This window comes from Streptomyces sp. NPDC048338 (assembly GCF_043201055.1).
Classification (GTDB): Bacteria; Actinomycetota; Actinomycetes; order Streptomycetales; family Streptomycetaceae; genus Streptomyces.
In genome coordinates, this window is record NZ_JBICYQ010000014.1 from 99,972 (window position 1) to 118,723 (window position 18,752).

Consider the following 18,752-nt stretch of genomic DNA (forward strand, 5'->3'; position numbering starts at 1 on the left):
CTCATTAACCGAGCAAGGGAGCTCGAGGGATGCAGCAGGCACCTGTGCTGACGAGCGCGGCGGATCCCGCGTCGCCGGCCTGGCAGGCCAACGAGGCGGCCCACCACGAGCTGGCCGCGACCCTGCGCGCCAAGCTCGCGGCGGTCGCGCTCGGCGGCGGCGAGAAAGCCCGCGCCCGGCACACCGCGCGCGGCAAGCTGCTGCCGCGGGACCGTGTGGACACGCTTCTGGATCCGGGCTCGCCCTTCCTGGAGCTGGCCCCGCTCGCGGCGAACGGGATGTACGACGACCAGGCGCCCGCCGCCGGGGTCATCGCCGGCATCGGCCGGGTCTCGGGACGCGAGTGCGTGATCGTCGCCAACGACGCGACCGTCAAGGGCGGCACGTACTACCCGATGACGGTGAAGAAGCACCTGAGGGCCCAGGAAGTGGCGTTGGAGAATCGTCTCCCCTGCCTCTACCTGGTCGACTCGGGCGGCGCGTTCCTGCCCATGCAGGACGAGGTCTTCCCCGACCGCGAGCACTTCGGCCGGATCTTCTACAACCAGGCGCGGATGTCCGGCGCCCGTATCCCGCAGATCGCCGCGGTCCTCGGCTCCTGCACCGCCGGCGGCGCCTACGTGCCGGCGATGAGCGACGAGGCCGTGATCGTGCGGAACCAGGGCACGATCTTCCTGGGCGGACCCCCGCTGGTGAAGGCGGCGACCGGCGAGGTCGTGACGGCCGAGGAGCTGGGCGGCGGCGAGGTGCACTCCCGCACCTCCGGCGTCACCGACCACCTCGCCGAGGACGACGCCCACGCCCTGCGGATCGTCCGCAACATCGTCGCGACGCTCCCCGAGCGCGGCCCGCTGCCGTGGTCGGTCGAGCCGGTCGAGGAGCCGAAGGTCGACCCGGCCGGGCTCTACGGCGCGGTACCGGTGGACTCCCGCACGCCCTACGACGTCCGCGAGGTCATCGCGCGGATCACCGACGGCTCGCGCTTCCAGGAGTTCAAGTCGGAGTACGGCCAGACGCTGATCACCGGCTTCGCCCGGATCCACGGCCACCCCGTGGGCATCGTCGCCAACAACGGCATCCTGTTCTCCGAGTCCGCCCAGAAGGGCGCGCACTTCATCGAGCTGTGCGACCAGCGCGGCATCCCGCTGCTGTTCCTCCAGAACATCTCCGGCTTCATGGTCGGCCGGGACTACGAGGCGGGCGGCATCGCCAAGCACGGCGCCAAGATGGTGACCGCGGTGGCGTGCACCCGCGTGCCGAAGCTGACGGTCGTCGTCGGCGGCTCCTACGGCGCCGGCAACTACTCCATGTGCGGCCGGGCGTACTCGCCCCGCTTCCTGTGGATGTGGCCCAACGCCAAGATCTCGGTGATGGGCGGCGAGCAGGCCGCCTCCGTGCTCGCGACGGTCAAGCGCGACCAGCTGGAGGGGCGCGGCGAGAGCTGGCCCGCCGAGGACGAGGAAGCCTTCAAGGACCCGATCCGCGCGCAGTACGAGCAGCAGGGCAGCGCCTACTACGCGAGTGCCCGGCTGTGGGACGACGGCGTCATCGACCCGATGGAGACCCGGCAGGTGGTGGGCCTCGCGCTCACCGCGTGCGCCAACGCCCCGCTCGCCGACCCCGCCTTCGGCGTCTTCCGGATGTGAGTGACAGATGACCATGTTCGACACAGTCCTGGTCGCCAACCGAGGCGAGATCGCGGTCCGGGTCATCCGCACCCTGCGGGCCATGGGCGTCCGTTCCGTCGCCGTCTTCAGCGACGCGGACCGGGACGCGCGCCACGTGCGGGAGGCCGACACGGCGGTCCGGCTCGGCCCGGCGCCCGCGTCGGAGAGCTATCTCTCCGTGGAGCGCCTGCTGGACGCCGCCCGCCGCACCGGCGCGCAGGCCGTCCACCCCGGCTACGGCTTCCTCGCCGAGAACGCGGCCTTCGCGCAGGCGTGCGCGGACGCCGGCCTGGCCTTCATCGGCCCGCCGGCCTCCGCGATCTCGCTCATGGGCGACAAGATCCGGGCGAAGGCGACGGTGAAGGCGGCGGGCGTGCCCGTCGTGCCGGGCGCGGCCGACCCCGAACTGGAGGAGGCCGCCCGCGAACTGGGCGCTCCGGTCCTGCTGAAGCCCTCGGCGGGCGGCGGCGGCAAGGGCATGCGCCTGGTGCGCGACCTGTCGACGCTGACGGAGGAGATCGCGGCGGCGCGGCGCGAGGCCCGGTCCTCGTTCGGCGACGACACCCTGCTCGTGGAGCGGTGGATCGACCGTCCCCGCCACATCGAGATCCAGGTCCTCGCCGACGCCCACGGGAACGTGGTGCACCTCGGGGAGCGCGAGTGCTCGCTCCAGCGGCGCCACCAGAAGATCATCGAGGAGGCGCCCAGCGTCCTGCTCGACGAGGAGACCCGCGCCGCGATGGGCGCGGCGGCGGTCGAGGCGGCCCGTTCCTGCGGCTACGTGGGCGCCGGCACGGTCGAGTTCATCGTCCCGGGCGTGGACCCCTCCTCGTACTACTTCATGGAGATGAACACCCGCCTCCAGGTCGAGCACCCGGTGACCGAACTGATCACGGGCGTGGACCTCGTGGAGTGGCAGCTGCGGGTCGCCGCGGGCGAGCCGTTGTCCTTCGGCCAGTCCGACGTGCGTCTGACGGGCCACGCGATCGAGGCCCGGATCTGCGCGGAGGACCCGGCGCGCGGCTTCCTGCCGTCCGGCGGCACGGTCCTGTCCCTGCGCGAGCCGCAGGGCGACGGGGTGCGGACGGACTCCGGTCTGAGCGAGGGGACGGAGGTCTCCAGCCTCTACGACCCGATGCTCTCGAAGGTCATCGTGCACGCGCCGGACCGCGCCACCGCGCTGCGGCGGCTGCGCGCGGCCCTGGCGGACACGGTCACCCTGGGCGTGCCGACCAACGCGGGCTTCCTGCGCCGCCTGCTGGCACACCCGGACGTGGTGGCCGGGGACCTGGACACGGGTCTGGTGGAGCGCGAGGCGGACGGCCTGGTCCCCGAGGGCGTACCGGACGAGGTGTACGCGGCGGCCGCCCTGCTGCGGCAGTTCCCGACGGCGCCCGGCGCGCCCGCGGGCTGGACGGACCCCTTCGACGCCGGCAGCGGCTGGCGTCTCGGCGGCCGGCCGGCCTGGACTCCGCGTCCCTTCCGGGTCCCGGGCCAGGACCCGGTGACGATGCGGGTGCGGGGCACGTCGGCGGAGGCGGAGCTCGCGCTCGGCGAGTCCGCGGCGGAGCCGACGGCGGCGGGGGTCGGGCAGATCTCCGCGCACCACGTCTCCGTGCGCCTCGACGGGCTCACCCATCACTTCCACCGCGCCGACTCCCCCGAGGGGACCTGGCTCGGCCGGGACGGCGACGCCTGGCACGTCATCGACCACGACCCGGTCGCCAGCGCCCTGTCCGGCGCCACGCGCGGCGGGGCCGACACGCTCGCCGCGCCGATGCCCGGCACGGTCACCGTCGTGAAGGTGGCCGTCGGGGACGAGGTCGAGGCCGGACAGAGCCTGCTGGTCGTCGAGGCGATGAAGATGGAGCACGTCATCTCCGCCCCGCACGCCGGCACCGTCACCGAGCTGGACGTCACACCCGGCAACACCGTCGCCATGGACCAGATCCTCGCCGTGGTGACCCCCAGGGAGGAATCATGACCACGGGCCTGCCCATGCGCGTGCCCGCCCCCGGGCTCCCCGCCCGGGTCCGGATCCACGAGGTCGGGCCCCGCGACGGGCTGCAGAACGAGAAGAACGTCGTGCCGACCGCGGTCAAGGCCGAGTTCGTGCGCCGCCTCGCGGACGCCGGTCTCGGCACCGTCGAGGCGACCAGCTTCGTGCACCGCAAGTGGGTGCCCCAGCTGGCCGACGCCGAGGAGCTGTTCCCGCTGCTGGCCGGCGTGCCCGCCCGGCTGCCCGTCCTGGTGCCCAACGAGCGCGGCCTCGACCGCGCGCTGGCACTCGGCGCCCGGGAGATCGCCGTCTTCGCCTCGGCCACCGAGTCCTTCGCCCGGGCCAATCTCAACCGGACCGTCGACGAGGCGCTGGCCATGTTCCGGCCGACCGTCACGCGGGCCATAGAGCACGGCCTGAAGGTCCGCGGCTATCTCTCGATGTGCTTCGGCGACCCCTGGGAGGGGGCCGTCCCGGTGGAGCAGGTCGTCCGGGTCACCAAGGCGCTCGCGGACATGGGCTGCGACGAGCTGAGCCTCGGCGACACCATCGGCGTCGCCACCCCCGGCCACGTGGAACAGCTCCTGGCCGCGCTCGCCGAGGCGGGGGTGCCCGCCTCACGGCTCGCCGTGCACTTCCACGACACCTACGGCCAGGCGCTCTCGAACACCCTCGCCGCGCTCCGGTGCGGCGTCACCACCGTCGACGCCTCCGCGGGCGGCCTCGGTGGCTGCCCGTACGCCAAGAGCGCCACCGGCAACCTCGCCACCGAAGACCTCGTGTGGATGCTCGACGGCCTCGGCATCGAGACCGGGGTCGATCTGGCCGCCCTCACCGCCACGAGCGAGTGGATGGCCGAACAACTGGGCCGACCGAGCCCTTCCCGTACCGTCCGCGCGCTCTCCCACAAGGAGTCCTAGCAATGTCGCTCGACCACCGGCTCTCCCAAGAGCACGAGGAACTCCGCCGCACCGTCGAGGAGTTCGCCCACGACGTCGTCGCCCCGAAGATCGGCGACTACTACGAGCGCCACGAGTTCCCGTACGAGATCGTCCGCGAGATGGGCCGCATGGGCCTGTTCGGCCTGCCCTTCCCCGAGGAGTACGGCGGCATGGGCGGCGACTACCTCGCCCTGGGCATCGCCCTGGAGGAGCTGGCCCGCGTCGACTCCTCCGTCGCCATCACCCTGGAGGCGGGTGTCTCGCTGGGCGCCATGCCGCTGCACCTGTTCGGCACCGAGGAGCAGAAGCGCGAGTGGCTCCCCCGGATGTGCTCCGGCGAGATCCTGGGCGCGTTCGGCCTGACCGAGCCGGGCGCCGGCTCGGACGCGGGCGGCACCCGCACCACGGCCGTGCGCGACGAGTCCACCGGCGAGTGGATCATCAACGGCTCGAAGTGCTTCATCACCAACTCCGGTACGGACATCACCGGTCTGGTGACGGTCACCGCGGTCACCGGCCGCAAGTCCGACGGCCGGCCGCTGATCTCCTCGATCATCGTCCCCTCGGGCACCCCGGGCTTCACCGTCGCCGCCCCGTACTCCAAGGTCGGCTGGAACGCCTCCGACACCCGCGAGCTGTCCTTCGACGACGTGCGGGTCCCGGCGGCGAACCTGCTCGGCGAGGAGGGCCGCGGCTACGCGCAGTTCCTCCGCATCCTGGACGAGGGCCGGATCGCGATCTCGGCGCTCGCGACGGGCCTCGCGCAGGGCTGTGTCGACGAGTCGGTGAAGTACGCCAAGGAGCGGGTGGCGTTCGGCCGTCCGATCGGCGAGAACCAGGCCATCCAGTTCAAGATCGCGGACATGGAGATGCGGGCGCACATGGCCCGCATCGGCTGGCGTGACGCGGCGTCGCGTCTGGTGCTCGGCGAGCCGTTCAAGAAGGAGGCGGCGCTGGCGAAGCTGTACTCCTCCACGGTGGCGGTCGACAACGCCCGTGAGGCGACCCAGATCCACGGCGGCTACGGCTTCATGAACGAGTACCCGGTGGCCCGGATGTGGCGCGACTCCAAGATCCTGGAGATCGGCGAGGGCACCAGCGAGGTCCAGCGCATGCTGATCGCCCGCGAGTTGGGCCTGCCCGCCTGACGGCGCCTGCCGCCCGGCCGTCCTCCGTGCCCGTCGCCCTCCGGGGTGGCGGGCACGGTCGCGTCCCGGGGCCGCGAAATCCGCACCCACCCGTTCAGGTCCACATGAGGTTAGGCTAACCTACCTTCGATCTCTCCCGTCGGGTCGATCCCGCCCGATCGATCCAGCCCGCCCAGAAGGTGGCCCGACTCCGATGACGACCACTGAGACCGTTCCCTTCCGCTTCTTCCCGCTGCAGGTCGACCGGACGAGGCGGCTCGGCCCCTCACTGGTCCGGATCACCTTCACCGGGGAGGACCTGAAGGGCTTCGCCTCGGGCGGCCGCGACCAGTCGCTCTCGCTCTTCCTGCCGCACCCCGGTCAGCCGGAGCCGGTCCTGCCGCCGCTCGACACGGACGACCTGTACGCGGTGCTCGGCGCGTGGCGCGCCCTGCCCGCCGACGAGCGGGCCGTGATGCGCTCGTACACCGTCAGGGAGCAGCGCACCGCCCCCGACGAGGTCGACATCGACTTCGCGCTGCACGAGGACGGCGGCCCGGCCTGCCGCTGGGCCCAGCAGGCCGCGAAGGGCGACCGGGTGGTCGTCCTGGGCCCGGCCGTGCCGGCGAACACGGGGGTCCGCTTCCAGCTGCCGGCCGACGCCGACTCCGTCCTCATCTGGGCGGACGAGACGGCCCTGCCGGCCGCCGCCGCGATCCTGGAGTGGCTGCCCGCGGACACGCGGGCGCACGTCCATCTCGAAGTGCCGTACGCCGGGGACCGGATGGAGCTGACGACCGAGGCCGACGCCACGATCACCTGGCTGGTCCGCGAGGAGGGCGCGCCGTCCGCCGTGGAGGCGGTGCGCGGCACCGAGCTGCCCGGCGACGCCCCCTACGTCTGGATCGCGGGCGAGTCGGGTTCGGTGAAGGCTTTGCGCCGCCACTTCGTCGGGGAGCGCGGACTGGACCGGCGCCGGGTGACGTTCGTCGGCTACTGGCGCAAGGGGCTGTCGGAGGACGCCCTGCGCGAGGTGCCGGACGAGACCCAGGAAGAGGCGTAGGCCCCGCCCCGAGGCACCCGCGGGCCCGGCTCACGAACACGCGCGGGCCGTGCGCTCCGGCGCGCCAGGGGACGCCGCCCCCGCCCCGCCCCGGTCCCGCACGACCGGCACGGCACGTCCCACCCGCGGCGCCCCCGCCCTCCCGGAGGGGCGTCCCGGGATGCCAACTGCTGTGACGTGAGGGGGGCAAGGGGTCGTTGCGAACTCAATTTAGGTTAGGCTAACCTAAGTTTGTTGTCGCCTCTCGCCCCTCCACGTGTCCGGAGGGAGCGACCGAGTCCCGTACCCGGGAAGGACCCTGCATGCGCTCGCACCTGCTCAATGACGCCACGGCGGAGAGCTACCGACGCTCCGTCACCGAAGGAGTCGAGCGGGTGGCCGACAAACTCGCCACGACGCGACGCCCGTTCACGGGTGTCACGCCGGCCGAGCTGGCCCCGGTCATCGACGCCGTGGACCTGGACCGGCCCCTGGGCGACGCCTCCGCGGCCCTCGACGAGCTGGAGGACGTCTACCTCCGCGACGCCGTCTACTTCCACCACCCGCGCTACCTGGGCCACCTCAACTGCCCGGTCGTCATCCCCGCCGTCCTCGGCGAGGCGGTCCTCTCGGCCGTCAACTCCTCGCTCGACACCTGGGACCAGAGCGCGGGCGGCACCCTCATCGAGCGCAAACTGATCGACTGGACCACCGGCCGCATCGGCCTGGGCCCGGCGGCGGACGGCGTCTTCACCAGCGGCGGCACCCAGTCCAACCTCCAGGCCCTGCTCCTCGCCCGCGAGGAGGCCGGCACCGACGACCTGAGCCGCCTGCGGATCTTCGCCTCCGAGTGCAGCCACTTCAGCGTCCAGAAGTCCGCCACCCTCCTCGGGCTCGGCCGCGACGCCGTCGTCTCCGTCCCCGTCGACCGCGACAAGCGCATGCAGTCGGTCATCCTCGCCGCCGAGCTGGAGACCTGCCGTGCCGAGGGCCTGATCCCGATGGCGATCGTCGCCACCGCCGGCACCACGGACTTCGGCTCCATCGACCCGCTGCCCGAGATCGCCGCGCTGGCCGCCGAGTACGGCGCCTGGATGCACGTCGACGCCGCGTACGGCTGCGGCCTGCTCGCCTCGCGCACCCGCCGCCACCTCCTGGACGGCATCGAGCACGCCGACTCGGTCACCGTCGACTACCACAAGTCCTTCTTCCAGCCGGTGAGTTCCTCCGCCGTCCTGGTCCGCGACGGCGCCACCCTGCGCCACGCGACCTACCACGCGGACTACCTCAACCCCCGCCGCAGCGTCGCCGAGCTGATCCCCAACCAGGTCGACAAGTCCCTCCAGACCACGCGCCGTTTCGACGCGCTGAAGCTGTGGATGACCCTGCGCGTGATGGGTGCCGACGGTGTCGGCGAGCTCTTCGACGAGGTCTGCGACCTGGCCGGGGCCGGCTGGGACCTGCTGGTCGCCGACCCGCGCTACGACGTCGTCGTCGAGCCCCAGCTGTCCACCCTCGTCTACCGCTACATCCCCGAGGCCGTCACCTCCCCCGCCGAGATCGACCGGGCCAACCTCTACGCCCGCAAGGCGCTGTTCGCCTCGGGCGAGGCCGTCGTCGCCGGCACGAAGGTCGACGGCCGCCAGTACCTGAAGTTCACCCTGCTCAACCCCGAGACGACCCCGGCCGACATCGCCGCCGTCCTCGATCTGATAGCCGGCCACGCCGAGCAGTACCTGGGAGAGAACCTTGTCCACGCAGCCTCTTGATTTCATCGGCATCGGACTCGGTCCGTTCAACCTCGGTCTCGCCTGCCTGACCGAGCCCATCGACGAGCTGGACGGCCTCTTCCTCGAGTCCAAGCCGGACTTCGAATGGCACTCGGGCATGTTCCTGGAGGGCGCGCACCTCCAGACGCCCTTCATGTCCGACCTGGTCACGATGGCCGACCCGACCTCCCCGTACTCCTTCCTCAACTACCTGAAGGAGAAGGGCCGGCTGTACTCGTTCTACATCCGCGAGAACTTCTATCCGCTGCGCACGGAGTACAACGACTACTGCCGCTGGGCGGCCGGGAAGCTGTCCTCCATCCGCTTCTCCACGACCGTCGCCTCGGTCGGGTTCGACGAGGCGGACGAGGTGTACGTGGTGCGGACCGAGGCCGGCGAGACGTTCCGCGCCCGCCGGATCGTGCTGGGCACCGGCACCCCGCCCTACGTCCCGGAGTCCTGCCGGGAGCTCGGCGGCGACCTGATCCACAACTCGCGCTACCTCCCCCACAAGGAGGCTCTCCAGGCGAAGAAGTCGATCACCCTGGTCGGCAGCGGCCAGAGCGCGGCCGAGATCTACTACGACCTCCTTTCGGAGATCGACGTCCACGGCTACCGGCTGAACTGGGTGACCCGCTCCCCGCGCTTCTTCCCGCTGGAGTACACCAAGCTCACCCTGGAGATGACCTCCCCGGAGTACGTGGACTACTTCCACGCCCTCCCCGAGGAGACCCGCTATCGCCTGGAGAGCGGCCAGAAGGGCCTGTTCAAGGGCATCGACGGCGAGCTGATCGACGCCATCTTCGACCTGCTCTACCAGAAGAACCTGGCCGGCCCGGTCCCCACCCGGCTGCTCACCAACTCCGCCCTGAGCTCCGCCGCGTACGACGACGCGACGGGCACGTACACCCTGGGCTTCCGCCAGGAGGAGCAGGAGAAGGACTTCACGGTGGAGACCGAGGGCCTGATCCTCGCCACCGGCTACCGCTACGCCGTCCCCGCCTTCCTGGAGCCGGTCCGCGACCGGATCAACTGGGACGGGCAGGGCCGCTTCGACGTGGCGCGCAACTACGCGATCGACACGACGGGCCGGGGCATCTTCCTCCAGAACGCCGGCGTGCACACCCACTCCATCACCTCGCCCGACCTGGGCATGGGCGCGTACCGCAACGCCTACATCATCGGGGAGATGCTGGGTTCGGCCTACTACCCCGTCGAGAAGACCATCGCGTTCCAGGAGTTCTCCGTATGACCGTCCGCTTCCGCCCGCTCGACCCGCTGGCCGACGCCGAGCTGATCCACCCGTGGGTCACCCACCCCAAGGCCGCCTTCTGGATGATGCAGGGCGCGAAACTCCAGGACGTGGAGCGCGAGTACATGGCGATCGCCGCGAACCCGCACCACGACGTCTTCATCGGCCTGGTCGACGACGAGCCCGCCGTCCTCATGGAGCGCTACGACCCGCGCCACGTCGAGCTGGTCGGCCTGTACGAGCCGCGGCCCGGCGACGTCGGCATGCACTTCCTGGTCGCGCCCACCGACACGCCCGTGCACGGCTTCACCCGCCTCGTGATCACCGCCGTGATGCGCGAACTGTTCGACGACCCGGCGACCGCCCGTGTCGTCGTCGAGCCGGACGTGCGCAACACCGCCGTCCACGCGCTCAACGCGGCCGTCGGCTTCGTGCCGGAGCGGGAGATCCGCAAGCCCGAGAAGGACGCGCTGCTCAGCTTCTGCACGCGCGAGCAGTTCGACGCCGCCGTGGGAGCCGCCCTGTGAACCCCGTCGCACACCTCACGCCCGAGCGCTGGGCCGACGCCAACCGGGCGCTGATCCGCAAGGGCCTCGCCGAGTTCGCCCACGAGCGGCTGATCGACCCGCGGGAGCTGGGCGAGAGCCGCTACGCGGTCCTCAGCGACGACGGCGCGACCGAGTACCGCTTCACCGCCGACCGCTTCGCGCTCGACCACTGGCAGATCCTCCCCGAGTCCATCAGCCGCCACCGGGGCGGCGAGCGGCTGCCGCTGGACGCCCTGCAGTTCATCACCGAGCTGCGCGACGCGCTGGGCCTGAGCGACGAGATCCTGCCGGTGTACCTGGAGGAGATCTCCTCGACCCTGGCCGGCACCGCGTTCAAGGCGACCAAGCCGCTCGTCACCGCGGCCGAGCTGGCGCGGGCGGACTTCCAGGAGATCGAGACCGGGATGACCGAGGGTCACCCCTGCTTCGTCGCCAACAACGGCCGGCTCGGCTTCGGCGTGGACGAGTTCCGCGCCTACGCGCCGGAGGCGGCGAGCGAGATCCACCTGATCTGGCTGGCCGCGCGCCGGGACCGCACCACCTTCACGGCGGGCGCCGGCCTCGAGTACGACAGCTTCATCCGCGCCGAGCTGGGCAACCGGGCGGTCGACGGCTTCGCCGCCACCCTCGCCGAGCGGGGACTGGACCTGGCCGACTACCTGCTGATGCCGGCCCACCCCTGGCAGTGGTGGAACAAGCTGTCGGTGACCTTCGCCGCCGAGGTGGCGCAGGAGCGCCTCGTCTACCTGGGCGAGGGCGACGACGCCTACCTCGCGCAGCAGTCGATCCGTACCTTCTTCAACACCTCGGACCCGGCCAGGCACTACGTCAAGACGGCGCTGTCGGTCCTCAACATGGGCTTCATGCGAGGGCTCTCGGCCGCGTACATGGAGGCCACCCCGGCGATCAACGACTGGCTGGCCGGGCTGATCGAGGCCGACTCCGTCCTGAAGGCGGCGCGGTTCTCGATCATCCGCGAGCGGGCCGCGATCGGCTACCGGCACCTGGAGTACGAGGCCGCCACCGACCGCTACTCGCCGTACCGCAAGATGCTCGCCGCGCTCTGGCGGGAGTCCCCGGTGGCGTCCCTGGAGCCGGGCGAGCGCCTCGCGACGATGGCCTCGCTCCTCCACGTCGACCACGCGGGCGCGTCCTTCGCGGGCGCCCTGATCAAGGACTCGGGGCTCGCCCCGACCGCGTGGCTGCGCGGCTACCTGGACGCGTACCTGCTGCCGGTGCTGCACTGCTTCTACGCGTACGACCTGGTCTACATGCCGCACGGCGAGAACGTGATCCTCGTCCTCGACGAGCGGGGCGCGGTCGCGCGGGCGGTGTTCAAGGACATCGCCGAGGAGATCTGCGTCATGGACCCGGACGCGGTGCTGCCGCCGGCCGTGGAGCGGGTCCGGGCCGAGGTCCCCGAGGACATGAAGCTGCTCTCGGTCTTCACGGACGTCTTCGACTGCTTCTTCCGCTTCCTCGGCGCCACGCTGGCGGCGGAGGGCGTCCTGGACGAGGACGACTTCTGGCGGACGGTCGCGGAGTGCGTCCGCGGCTACCAGGAGTCGATGCCGGAGCTCGCGGACAGGTTCGCGCAGTACGACGTGTTCGCCGAGACCTTCGCGCTCTCCGCCCTGAACCGGCTCCAGCTGCGCAACAACCGGCAGATGGTGGACCTGGCGGACCCGTCGGCGGCGCTCCAGCTGGTCGGCGACCTGGTGAACCCGATCGCGCGGTTCGCCCGATAGACCGGCGCATGTCCGGCGGAGTACGGTCCTCCGCCGGACATGCGCTCCGTCCTGCCCCGCTCCCCCGCTCCCGGCGGCCCTACTCGGCCGGCCAGGGCACCTGCGGCGAGCGGTGGTAGTCGATCCCGAGCGCCGCCATGCGAGGCCCCTGTTCCGCGAGCCGCACCTTGTAGGTCTCCCAGTCGTGCGTGGCCGCGGGCGACCAGCCGAGCTCCGCCACGCCCGGCAGGCGTGGGAAGGCCATGCGGTCGATGTGCGCGCTCTGCGAGATCGTCTCCGTCCACAGCGGCGCCTCGACGCCCCGGACCGCCGACTCGGGCACGTCCGGCAGATAGGCCCCCGGGTTCCAGTCGTAGGAGCGACGGACCTCGACGTAGCCGGCCCAGGACAGGCCCAGCGGGGTGTCCTTGGTGTACTTCATGTCGAGGTAGACCCGGTCGGCCGGGGAGAGGATCAGCCCGGTGCCGTTCTGCGCGGCCCGGGCCACCTGTGCCTTCTCGGCCGCCGAGGAGCGGTCCAGGCCCCAGTACTGGGCGAGGGCCCCCGGTGCGGGGGTGGCGCCGGTGAGCTGGTGCCAGCCGATGACGGTCTTGCCGTACTTCGCGACGACCGGCTGCACGCGGTCCATGAAGGCGACGTAGTCGGCGTGGCTGGTGGAGTGCGCCTCGTCGCCGCCGATGTGGAGGTAGCGCCCCGGGGTGAGCGCGGCGAGCTCCCGGATCACGTCGTCCACGAAGTCGTACGTCCCGGGCTTCGCCACGCACAGCGAGCTGAAGCCGACGGAGGTTCCGGTGTAGAGCGGCGGGGCGATCCCGTCGCAGTTGAGCTCGGCGTAGGAGGCGAGGGCCGCGTTGGTGTGTCCCGGCATGTCGATCTCGGGGACGACCTCCTGGTAGCGGGAGGCGGCGTGGCGCACGATCTCCCGGTAGTCGTCCTTCGTGTAGAAGCCGCCGGGGCCGCCGCCGACCTGGGTGGAGCCGCCGTGGGCGGCGAGGCGGGGCCAGGAGTCGACGGCGATCCGCCAGCCCTGGTCGTCGGAGAGGTGCAGATGCAGTGTGTTGATCTTGTAGAGGGCGAGCTGGTCGATGTAGCGCTTGACCTGGTCGACGGTGAAGAAGTGACGTGAGACGTCGAGCATCGCGCCCCGGTGGGCGAAGCGCGGGGTGTCGGTGACGGTGCCGCCTGCCACGGTCCAGGGCCCCGGCTGGACGGTGTCCCGCTCCACGGCGGCGGGCAGCTGCTGGCGCAGTGTCTGGACGCCGCGGAACAGGCCGGCGGGCCGGCGGGCGGTGAGGGTCACGCCGCCCGGGCCGGACTCCAGCCGGTACCCCTCCTCACCGAGCGCGGTCTCGCCGGCGCGCAGGCGCAGCAGGATGCCGCCGCGCCCGGCGGAGTCGTCGACGACGGGCAGCGGGAGGCCGGTGGAGGGCCGCAGGAGCCCGGCGAGGTAGCCGCCGACGGCGCGGGCCTCGCGGGAGCTCCTGTCGACCCGGATGCGGGTGGCGGCGGTGAGCGCGTACGGCGCCCCGCCCGGGGTGACGGAGGCGGGCACCGGGACGATCCGGCCGAGCGGCCGGGGGACGATGTCCTGCTCGGCGAAGGGCGCCGCGGAGGAGGGGCCGGGGGGAGCGGAGGAGGCCGGTACGGCTCCGACGGACGAGACGCCGGCCGCCGCCGCGAGGAGCAGGGCACCGAGAAGACGCGGAAACGTTCTGAGCTGTCGCACGGGCGTGGTCCCTTTCGACGGGCTTGCGACTGCGGGCTTTACGTATCCGAACAGTCACCATGCGTACCGTGCACCCCAGCAGCGGTCAAGGTGTAGACCAATTAGCCCGTCCGGACCCGTGATCACGCTCACGCTTGCCCGAAATCGGGCAGAATTCTTGCGAACGGGGTGAGACACCCCGCAGTATGCACGGGTGCTCGATCGCCGCCCGTCGCATGACGACCTCATCGACCACCTGGTGCGCAGCACCGCGCTCCAGCGCGGTGAGGCCGCCCGGGTGGTGCTCGACGTGCTGGCGTACTTCGACGAGTCGACCGAGGACTTCGTCCGCCGCCGCCACCGCGAACTGCAGTCCGGTGGAGCGGTGAACGCCGAGATCTTCGAGCGCATCGCGGCGGAACTGCCGCATCGCGCGGTGGCGCCACCGGAGCTCTCGCTCCGGCAGCTGCGCCGCATCGTCTACGGCTGAGCGGGCCGGTTCGTCCACACCCGGGCACACACCCAAATCCTGGAGGGGTTCAGACTTTATGTGCGGAATCGTCGGTTACATCGGAAAGCGTGACGTGGCCCCGCTGCTGCTGGAGGGCCTGCAGCGACTGGAGTACCGGGGGTACGACTCCGCGGGCATCGTGATCACCAGCCCGAAGGCCGCCGGCCTGAAGATGGTGAAGGCCAAGGGCCGGGTCCGTGACCTGGAGGCCCGTGTCCCCAAGCGCTTCACCGGCACCACCGGCATCGCCCACACCCGCTGGGCCACCCACGGCGCCCCCAGCGACGTGAACTCGCACCCGCACCTGGACCCCGAGAACAAGGTCGCCGTCGTCCACAACGGCATCGTGGACAACGCCGCCGAGCTGCGCGCCAAGCTGGAGGCCGACGGAGTCGTCTTCGCCTCCGAGACCGACACCGAGGTCATCACCCACCTGATCGCGCGCTCCCAGGCCACCACGCTGGAGGAGAAGGTCCGCGAGGCGCTCAAGGTCATCGAGGGCACGTACGGCATCGCCGTCATGCACGCCGACTTCAACGACCGCATCGTGGTGGCCCGCAACGGCTCCCCGGTCGTCCTCGGCATCGGCGAGAAGGAGATGTTCGTCGCCTCCGACGTCGCCGCCCTGATCGCCCACACCCGCCAGGTCGTCACCCTCGACGACGGCGAGATGGCCACCCTCAAGGCCGACGACTTCCGCACGTACACGACCTCCGGCGCGTCCACCACCGCCACGCCCGAGACCGTGGAGTGGGAGGCCGCCTCCTACGACATGGGCGGCCACGACACGTACATGCACAAGGAGATCTCCGAGCAGCCCGACGCGGTCGACCGCGTGCTGCGCGGCCGGATCGACGACCGCTTCTCCACCGTCCACCTGGGCGGCCTCAACCTGGACGCGCGCGAGGCCCGCGGCATCCGCCGGATCAAGATCCTCGGCTGCGGCACCTCGTACCACGCCGGCCTCATCGGCGCCGGCCTGATCGAGTCCATGGCCCGCATCCCCGCAGACGCCGAGCCGGCCTCGGAGTTCCGCTACCGCAACCCGGTCGTGGACCCCGACACCCTGTACATCGCCGTCTCCCAGTCGGGCGAGACGTACGACGTGCTGGCCGCCGTCCAGGAGCTCAAGCGCAAGGGCGCCCGCGTCCTCGGCGTGGTCAACGTCGTCGGTTCGGCGATCGCCCGCGAGGCCGACGGCGGCATGTACGTGCACGCCGGGCCCGAGGTCTGCGTCGTCTCCACCAAGTGCTTCACCAACACCGTCGTCGCCTTCGCGCTGCTCGCCCTGCACCTGGGCCGCATCCGCGACCTGTCGGTGACCGACGGCAAGCGGATCATCGAGGGCCTGCGCCGGCTGCCCGCGCAGATCAGCGAGATCCTGGAGTCCGAGGACGAGATCAAGAAGCTCGCCCAGGAGTACGCGGGCGCCCAGTCGATGATGTTCATCGGGCGCGTGCGCGGCTACCCGGTCGCGCTGGAGGCCTCCCTGAAGCTCAAGGAGATCTCCTACATCCACGCCGAGGCGTACCCGGCCTCCGAGCTGAAGCACGGCCCGCTCGCGCTGATCGAGCCGGCCCTGCCGACGGTCGCGATCGTCCCCGACGACGACCTGCTGGAGAAGAACCGCGCCGCCCTGGAGGAGATCAAGGCCCGCAGCGGCCGCATCCTCGCCGTCGCGCACCAGCCGCAGGAGAAGGCCGACCACACCATCGTCGTCCCGAAGAACGAGGACGAGCTGGACCCGATCCTCATGGGCATCCCGCTCCAGCTCCTCGCCTACCACACGGCGCTCGCCATGGGCCGCGACATCGACAAGCCGCGCAACCTGGCCAAGTCCGTCACGGTCGAGTAGCGGTCTCCGGGCCTGTCCCCCGGAGTCTCGGCCACGGTCGGGCGCCCGGCCTGTCCCCGGACGCCCGACCGGACACGAAGCGGTCCCCGCGCACGCCACCCGTGCGCGGGGACCGCTTCTTTCGCGGGTCCGGTCCGCCCGCGGTCCACCCGAGCCGACCCCGAGGCCGGGTGGACCGCCCGGGGTCGCCGGGCCCTTCGGAGCCGCGTCAGCCGGTGGCCGTCACTCCCCGGCCCGCGGCACGCCGTCCCACCGAGGTCGGCCAGTGGGCGACCGCGGCCGTCGCGCCGTACCAGGCGGCGAGACCGGCGACCGCGGCGACCCAGCCGCCGGCCTTGGCGAGCCCCCCGTTGTCCATGAGCGCGCCGGTCCCGAGCAGCAGCAGCGCGACGCACAGCAGCCCGTACACGCCCTGCCCGAGCAGTCCGCTGCCGGACGCCGCCACGGTCAGGGTGAGTGCGAGGAGCGCCCACAGCAGCAGGAAGAGCCCGGCCGCTTCGGACGAGCCGGCGTCGCCGCCCACTCCGGTGCCCCACGTGAACCAGAAGGCGCCGAGCGCCGAATAGGCAGTCCCCTCGCCGCCGTTGCCCGCCCGCAGGGCGAGCAGACCGACGAGGAACAGCGCCACCCCGCCGACCCAGGTGGCGAGGCCGGCGGCATCCGATGCCGCGACGTTGTCGATCACGCCCGTGCTGCCGATGCCGAAGGCCAGCAGGGTCAGTCCGAGGGCGAGATGGCCGAGCGTGGAGGTGGTGTTTCCCGCGGCGACTTCGTTGTCCACGGCGGGCTCCCTTCAGGTACGCAGTTGTGCTGCTTGGGCCGCTTTGTTCCGGTGAGCCTTATCTACCCTTCACAAGCGCACAATTCACCTGAGGATGGCCAGATTTATGGCCGAACAGCGGGAGTTGACAGATCGTCCGCCGATGACATGCCGAAGCCGGTCCGGAAGACGGGGAGTTCGGGGGTCGGAAAGCCACCGGGCCGGGCCGCGGGGCCGGGGAGCTACGGGATGACGACCACGGGCCGCTGGGCGCGCTTCGCCAGCCGGCCGGCCACCGAGCCGAAGATCCGCCCGACGATGCCGTGCGTGGAGCCGACCACGATCGCGTCGGCCGAGTACTCCCGGCCGACCTCCTCCAGCTCGTGGCAGATGTCGCCGCCCCGCTCGACGAGGATCCAGGGCACCTCGGCGAGGTAGTCGGCGCAGGCGAGTTCCAGGCCGAGCACCTCGGTGCGGTGGTCGGGCACGTCGACGAAGACCGGGGGCTCGCAGCCGGCCCAGACGGTGGTCGGCAGCCGGTTGGCCACGTGCACGATGATCAGGCCGGATCCGGAGCGCCGGGCCATGCCGATGGCGTAGGCGAGGGCTCTCTCACTGGAGGTGGAGCCGTCGAAGCCGACCACCACCCCGTGCCGGAAGGCGGGATCACAGGGGTGGCGTGGCTGTTCCACCGCGAGGGGGTCGACCGTGGAGTCGGCGACGCGCTTGCGGTCCGCGGGTTCGGGGATTTCGTGACCGGCCATCGGTGTCTCGGCGAAGAAGGTCCTCGTGGGAAGGAACGGGAAAGTACGACGTGCGGAACAACGGTTGGCGGCGGAGCTGTGTCCGGGAATCATCTTCCCAACCCCATACCCCCAAGGGTACGGCGACACTCTCCTCCTGCCCAGGGGTGGCCGTGCCACACCCGGCCGTCACACGGCGTTGCAGGGAGCATGCACGAGCCCGTCCCGATATGGCAATGCCGGATGTGTCCTACAGGTGTCCCCGTACGGGGCCGAACGGACGCCGCCCACAGTGACCGGAACGTTCCGTTCCTCGTTGCCACAGGTCCAGCCACCGGCCCGCCGGTCCAGCCACCGCAGCAGGGAGCCCGCCCGTGCACGCACCTTCGGCCACCGTCCCCCAGTCCGCCGCCCGACCCGCCCCCTCGGGCCGGCGCGGGAGCCGCCGCCGGACGGCACCGGCGCCCGCGGGGCCGGCCGGGCCCGTGGACCCGACGCGCTCGCCCGGACCGGCGGGCCGGACGGGCGGCGCCGGGGGCGGGGGCGGCGCGGCCGCGGAATCGGCCGGGGAGGTCGTCAGGTGGGCGGCCTTCTGCTGCGTCCTCGTTCCGGTGGTCCTCGTCGTCTACGGCACCTCACTGGGCGGGGCCGCGGGCGCCGCCCTGGGCCTCGCCGCGGTGACGGCGGCCTGCCGGCTGCTGCTGCGGCGCTCGGAGCGGGGGCTGCGCGCCGAGGCGGCCGGCCCGGGCGGCCGGCGCTCCGGCGGCGGCACGGGACCGCGGCGGAACCGGCGGCCGAACGACCGGCAAGACTGACGACTCCCCCTGGAGCTGACAAGCTCGCACAGACGCACCCGTATGTTTTCAGCCAACTTCCCGGCCCCGGCGAGTCCTTGGCGGAATGTCCCCCCAACCCCGGCACCACCAGGCACGAAAGCCTTGCGGCAGGCGCGCACGCCCCATGGGGACGGGCCAGTCGCAGGCCACCCGCTTCCCCGCGCGACGCGCGAGTGGAACGCTTCGTGATCGAATGCTTCGCGCCAAGTTGCCATGTCGACAATGTGCCGGTTGGAGAACTTGTCACTC

15 protein-coding genes are annotated in these 18,752 nt (G+C 71.8%); 12 read left to right on the top strand and 3 right to left on the bottom strand.

Going from position 1 to position 18,752, the window contains the following annotated elements; translation table 11 throughout:
• Positions 1-29: 29 nt before the first annotated feature.
• The 9 genes from ACGFZF_RS29435 to ACGFZF_RS29475 all read left to right on the top strand — a co-directional run bounded on the left by ACGFZF_RS29435 (position 30) and on the right by ACGFZF_RS29475 (position 12,093).
• Positions 30-1,646 (top strand): carboxyl transferase domain-containing protein, encoded by a 1,617-nt coding sequence (locus ACGFZF_RS29435; protein ID WP_147978097.1) that lies wholly within the window; start codon positions 30-32, stop codon positions 1,644-1,646.
• A 13-nt stretch (positions 1,647-1,659) separates the two neighbouring features.
• Entirely contained in the window at positions 1,660-3,651 is a 1,992-nt protein-coding gene (locus tag ACGFZF_RS29440) for a biotin carboxylase N-terminal domain-containing protein (protein ID WP_393559328.1), read from the top strand.
• Entirely contained in the window at positions 3,648-4,586 is a 939-nt protein-coding gene (locus tag ACGFZF_RS29445) for a hydroxymethylglutaryl-CoA lyase (RefSeq protein WP_393559047.1), read from the top strand. The genes ACGFZF_RS29440 and ACGFZF_RS29445 overlap by 4 nt, the downstream gene beginning before the upstream one ends.
• A gap of 2 nt (positions 4,587-4,588) precedes the next feature.
• On the top strand, positions 4,589-5,755 hold the full coding sequence (locus ACGFZF_RS29450; RefSeq protein ID WP_393559049.1) for an acyl-CoA dehydrogenase family protein: 1,167 nt from the start codon (positions 4,589-4,591) through the stop codon (positions 5,753-5,755).
• A gap of 193 nt (positions 5,756-5,948) precedes the next feature.
• Complete coding sequence (locus ACGFZF_RS29455; RefSeq protein WP_393559051.1) at positions 5,949-6,797, top strand: siderophore-interacting protein; 849 nt, start codon at positions 5,949-5,951, stop codon at positions 6,795-6,797.
• Between the two features lie 302 nt (positions 6,798-7,099).
• Positions 7,100-8,545, top strand: coding sequence for a pyridoxal phosphate-dependent decarboxylase family protein (locus ACGFZF_RS29460; RefSeq protein WP_393559053.1), 1,446 nt, complete (start codon positions 7,100-7,102; stop codon positions 8,543-8,545).
• Positions 8,526-9,797 carry a lysine N(6)-hydroxylase/L-ornithine N(5)-oxygenase family protein gene (locus tag ACGFZF_RS29465; RefSeq protein WP_356775930.1) on the top strand — a complete coding sequence of 424 codons (1,272 nt, stop codon included), beginning with the start codon at positions 8,526-8,528 and terminating at the stop codon, positions 9,795-9,797. The genes ACGFZF_RS29460 and ACGFZF_RS29465 overlap by 20 nt, the downstream gene beginning before the upstream one ends.
• Positions 9,794-10,324 carry a GNAT family N-acetyltransferase gene (locus ACGFZF_RS29470; RefSeq protein ID WP_393559056.1) on the top strand — a complete coding sequence of 177 codons (531 nt, stop codon included), beginning with the start codon at positions 9,794-9,796 and terminating at the stop codon, positions 10,322-10,324. Before ACGFZF_RS29465 ends, ACGFZF_RS29470 begins: the two co-directional genes overlap by 4 nt.
• A complete protein-coding gene (locus ACGFZF_RS29475; RefSeq protein WP_393559058.1) occupies positions 10,321-12,093 on the top strand; it encodes an IucA/IucC family protein in 1,773 nt (590 codons plus the stop codon). The genes ACGFZF_RS29470 and ACGFZF_RS29475 overlap by 4 nt, the downstream gene beginning before the upstream one ends.
• Positions 12,094-12,172: 79 nt before the next feature.
• On the opposite strand, the gene ACGFZF_RS29480 is transcribed toward ACGFZF_RS29475, so the two are convergent.
• Complete coding sequence (locus tag ACGFZF_RS29480; protein WP_393559060.1) at positions 12,173-13,819, bottom strand: beta-N-acetylhexosaminidase; 1,647 nt, start codon at positions 13,817-13,819, stop codon at positions 12,173-12,175.
• 193 nt (positions 13,820-14,012) lie between these two features.
• Between ACGFZF_RS29480 and ACGFZF_RS29485 the strand changes: the two genes are divergently transcribed.
• Together ACGFZF_RS29485 and glmS are read left to right on the top strand one after the other, a co-directional pair.
• Positions 14,013-14,288, top strand: a complete 276-nt coding sequence (locus tag ACGFZF_RS29485; RefSeq protein ID WP_361969256.1) for a hypothetical protein — start codon at positions 14,013-14,015, stop codon at positions 14,286-14,288.
• Positions 14,289-14,346: 58 nt separating this feature from the next.
• On the top strand, positions 14,347-16,164 hold the full coding sequence (gene glmS, locus ACGFZF_RS29490) for a glutamine--fructose-6-phosphate transaminase (isomerizing) (protein WP_393559062.1): 1,818 nt from the start codon (positions 14,347-14,349) through the stop codon (positions 16,162-16,164).
• A gap of 208 nt (positions 16,165-16,372) precedes the next feature.
• Here glmS and ACGFZF_RS29495 read toward each other — a convergent pair whose 3' ends face one another.
• The gene (locus tag ACGFZF_RS29495; protein WP_384866768.1) at positions 16,373-16,945 is read right to left on the bottom strand and encodes a GPR1/FUN34/YaaH family transporter; all 573 of its coding nucleotides are present in this window, start codon (positions 16,943-16,945) and stop codon (positions 16,373-16,375) included.
• Between the two features lie 221 nt (positions 16,946-17,166).
• Entirely contained in the window at positions 17,167-17,688 is a 522-nt protein-coding gene (locus ACGFZF_RS29500) for a universal stress protein (RefSeq protein WP_147978108.1), read from the bottom strand.
• A gap of 353 nt (positions 17,689-18,041) precedes the next feature.
• On the opposite strand from ACGFZF_RS29500, the gene ACGFZF_RS29505 reads away from it, so the two are divergent.
• On the top strand, positions 18,042-18,482 hold the full coding sequence (locus ACGFZF_RS29505; protein ID WP_393559065.1) for a hypothetical protein: 441 nt from the start codon (positions 18,042-18,044) through the stop codon (positions 18,480-18,482).
• Positions 18,483-18,752 lie beyond the last annotated feature (270 nt).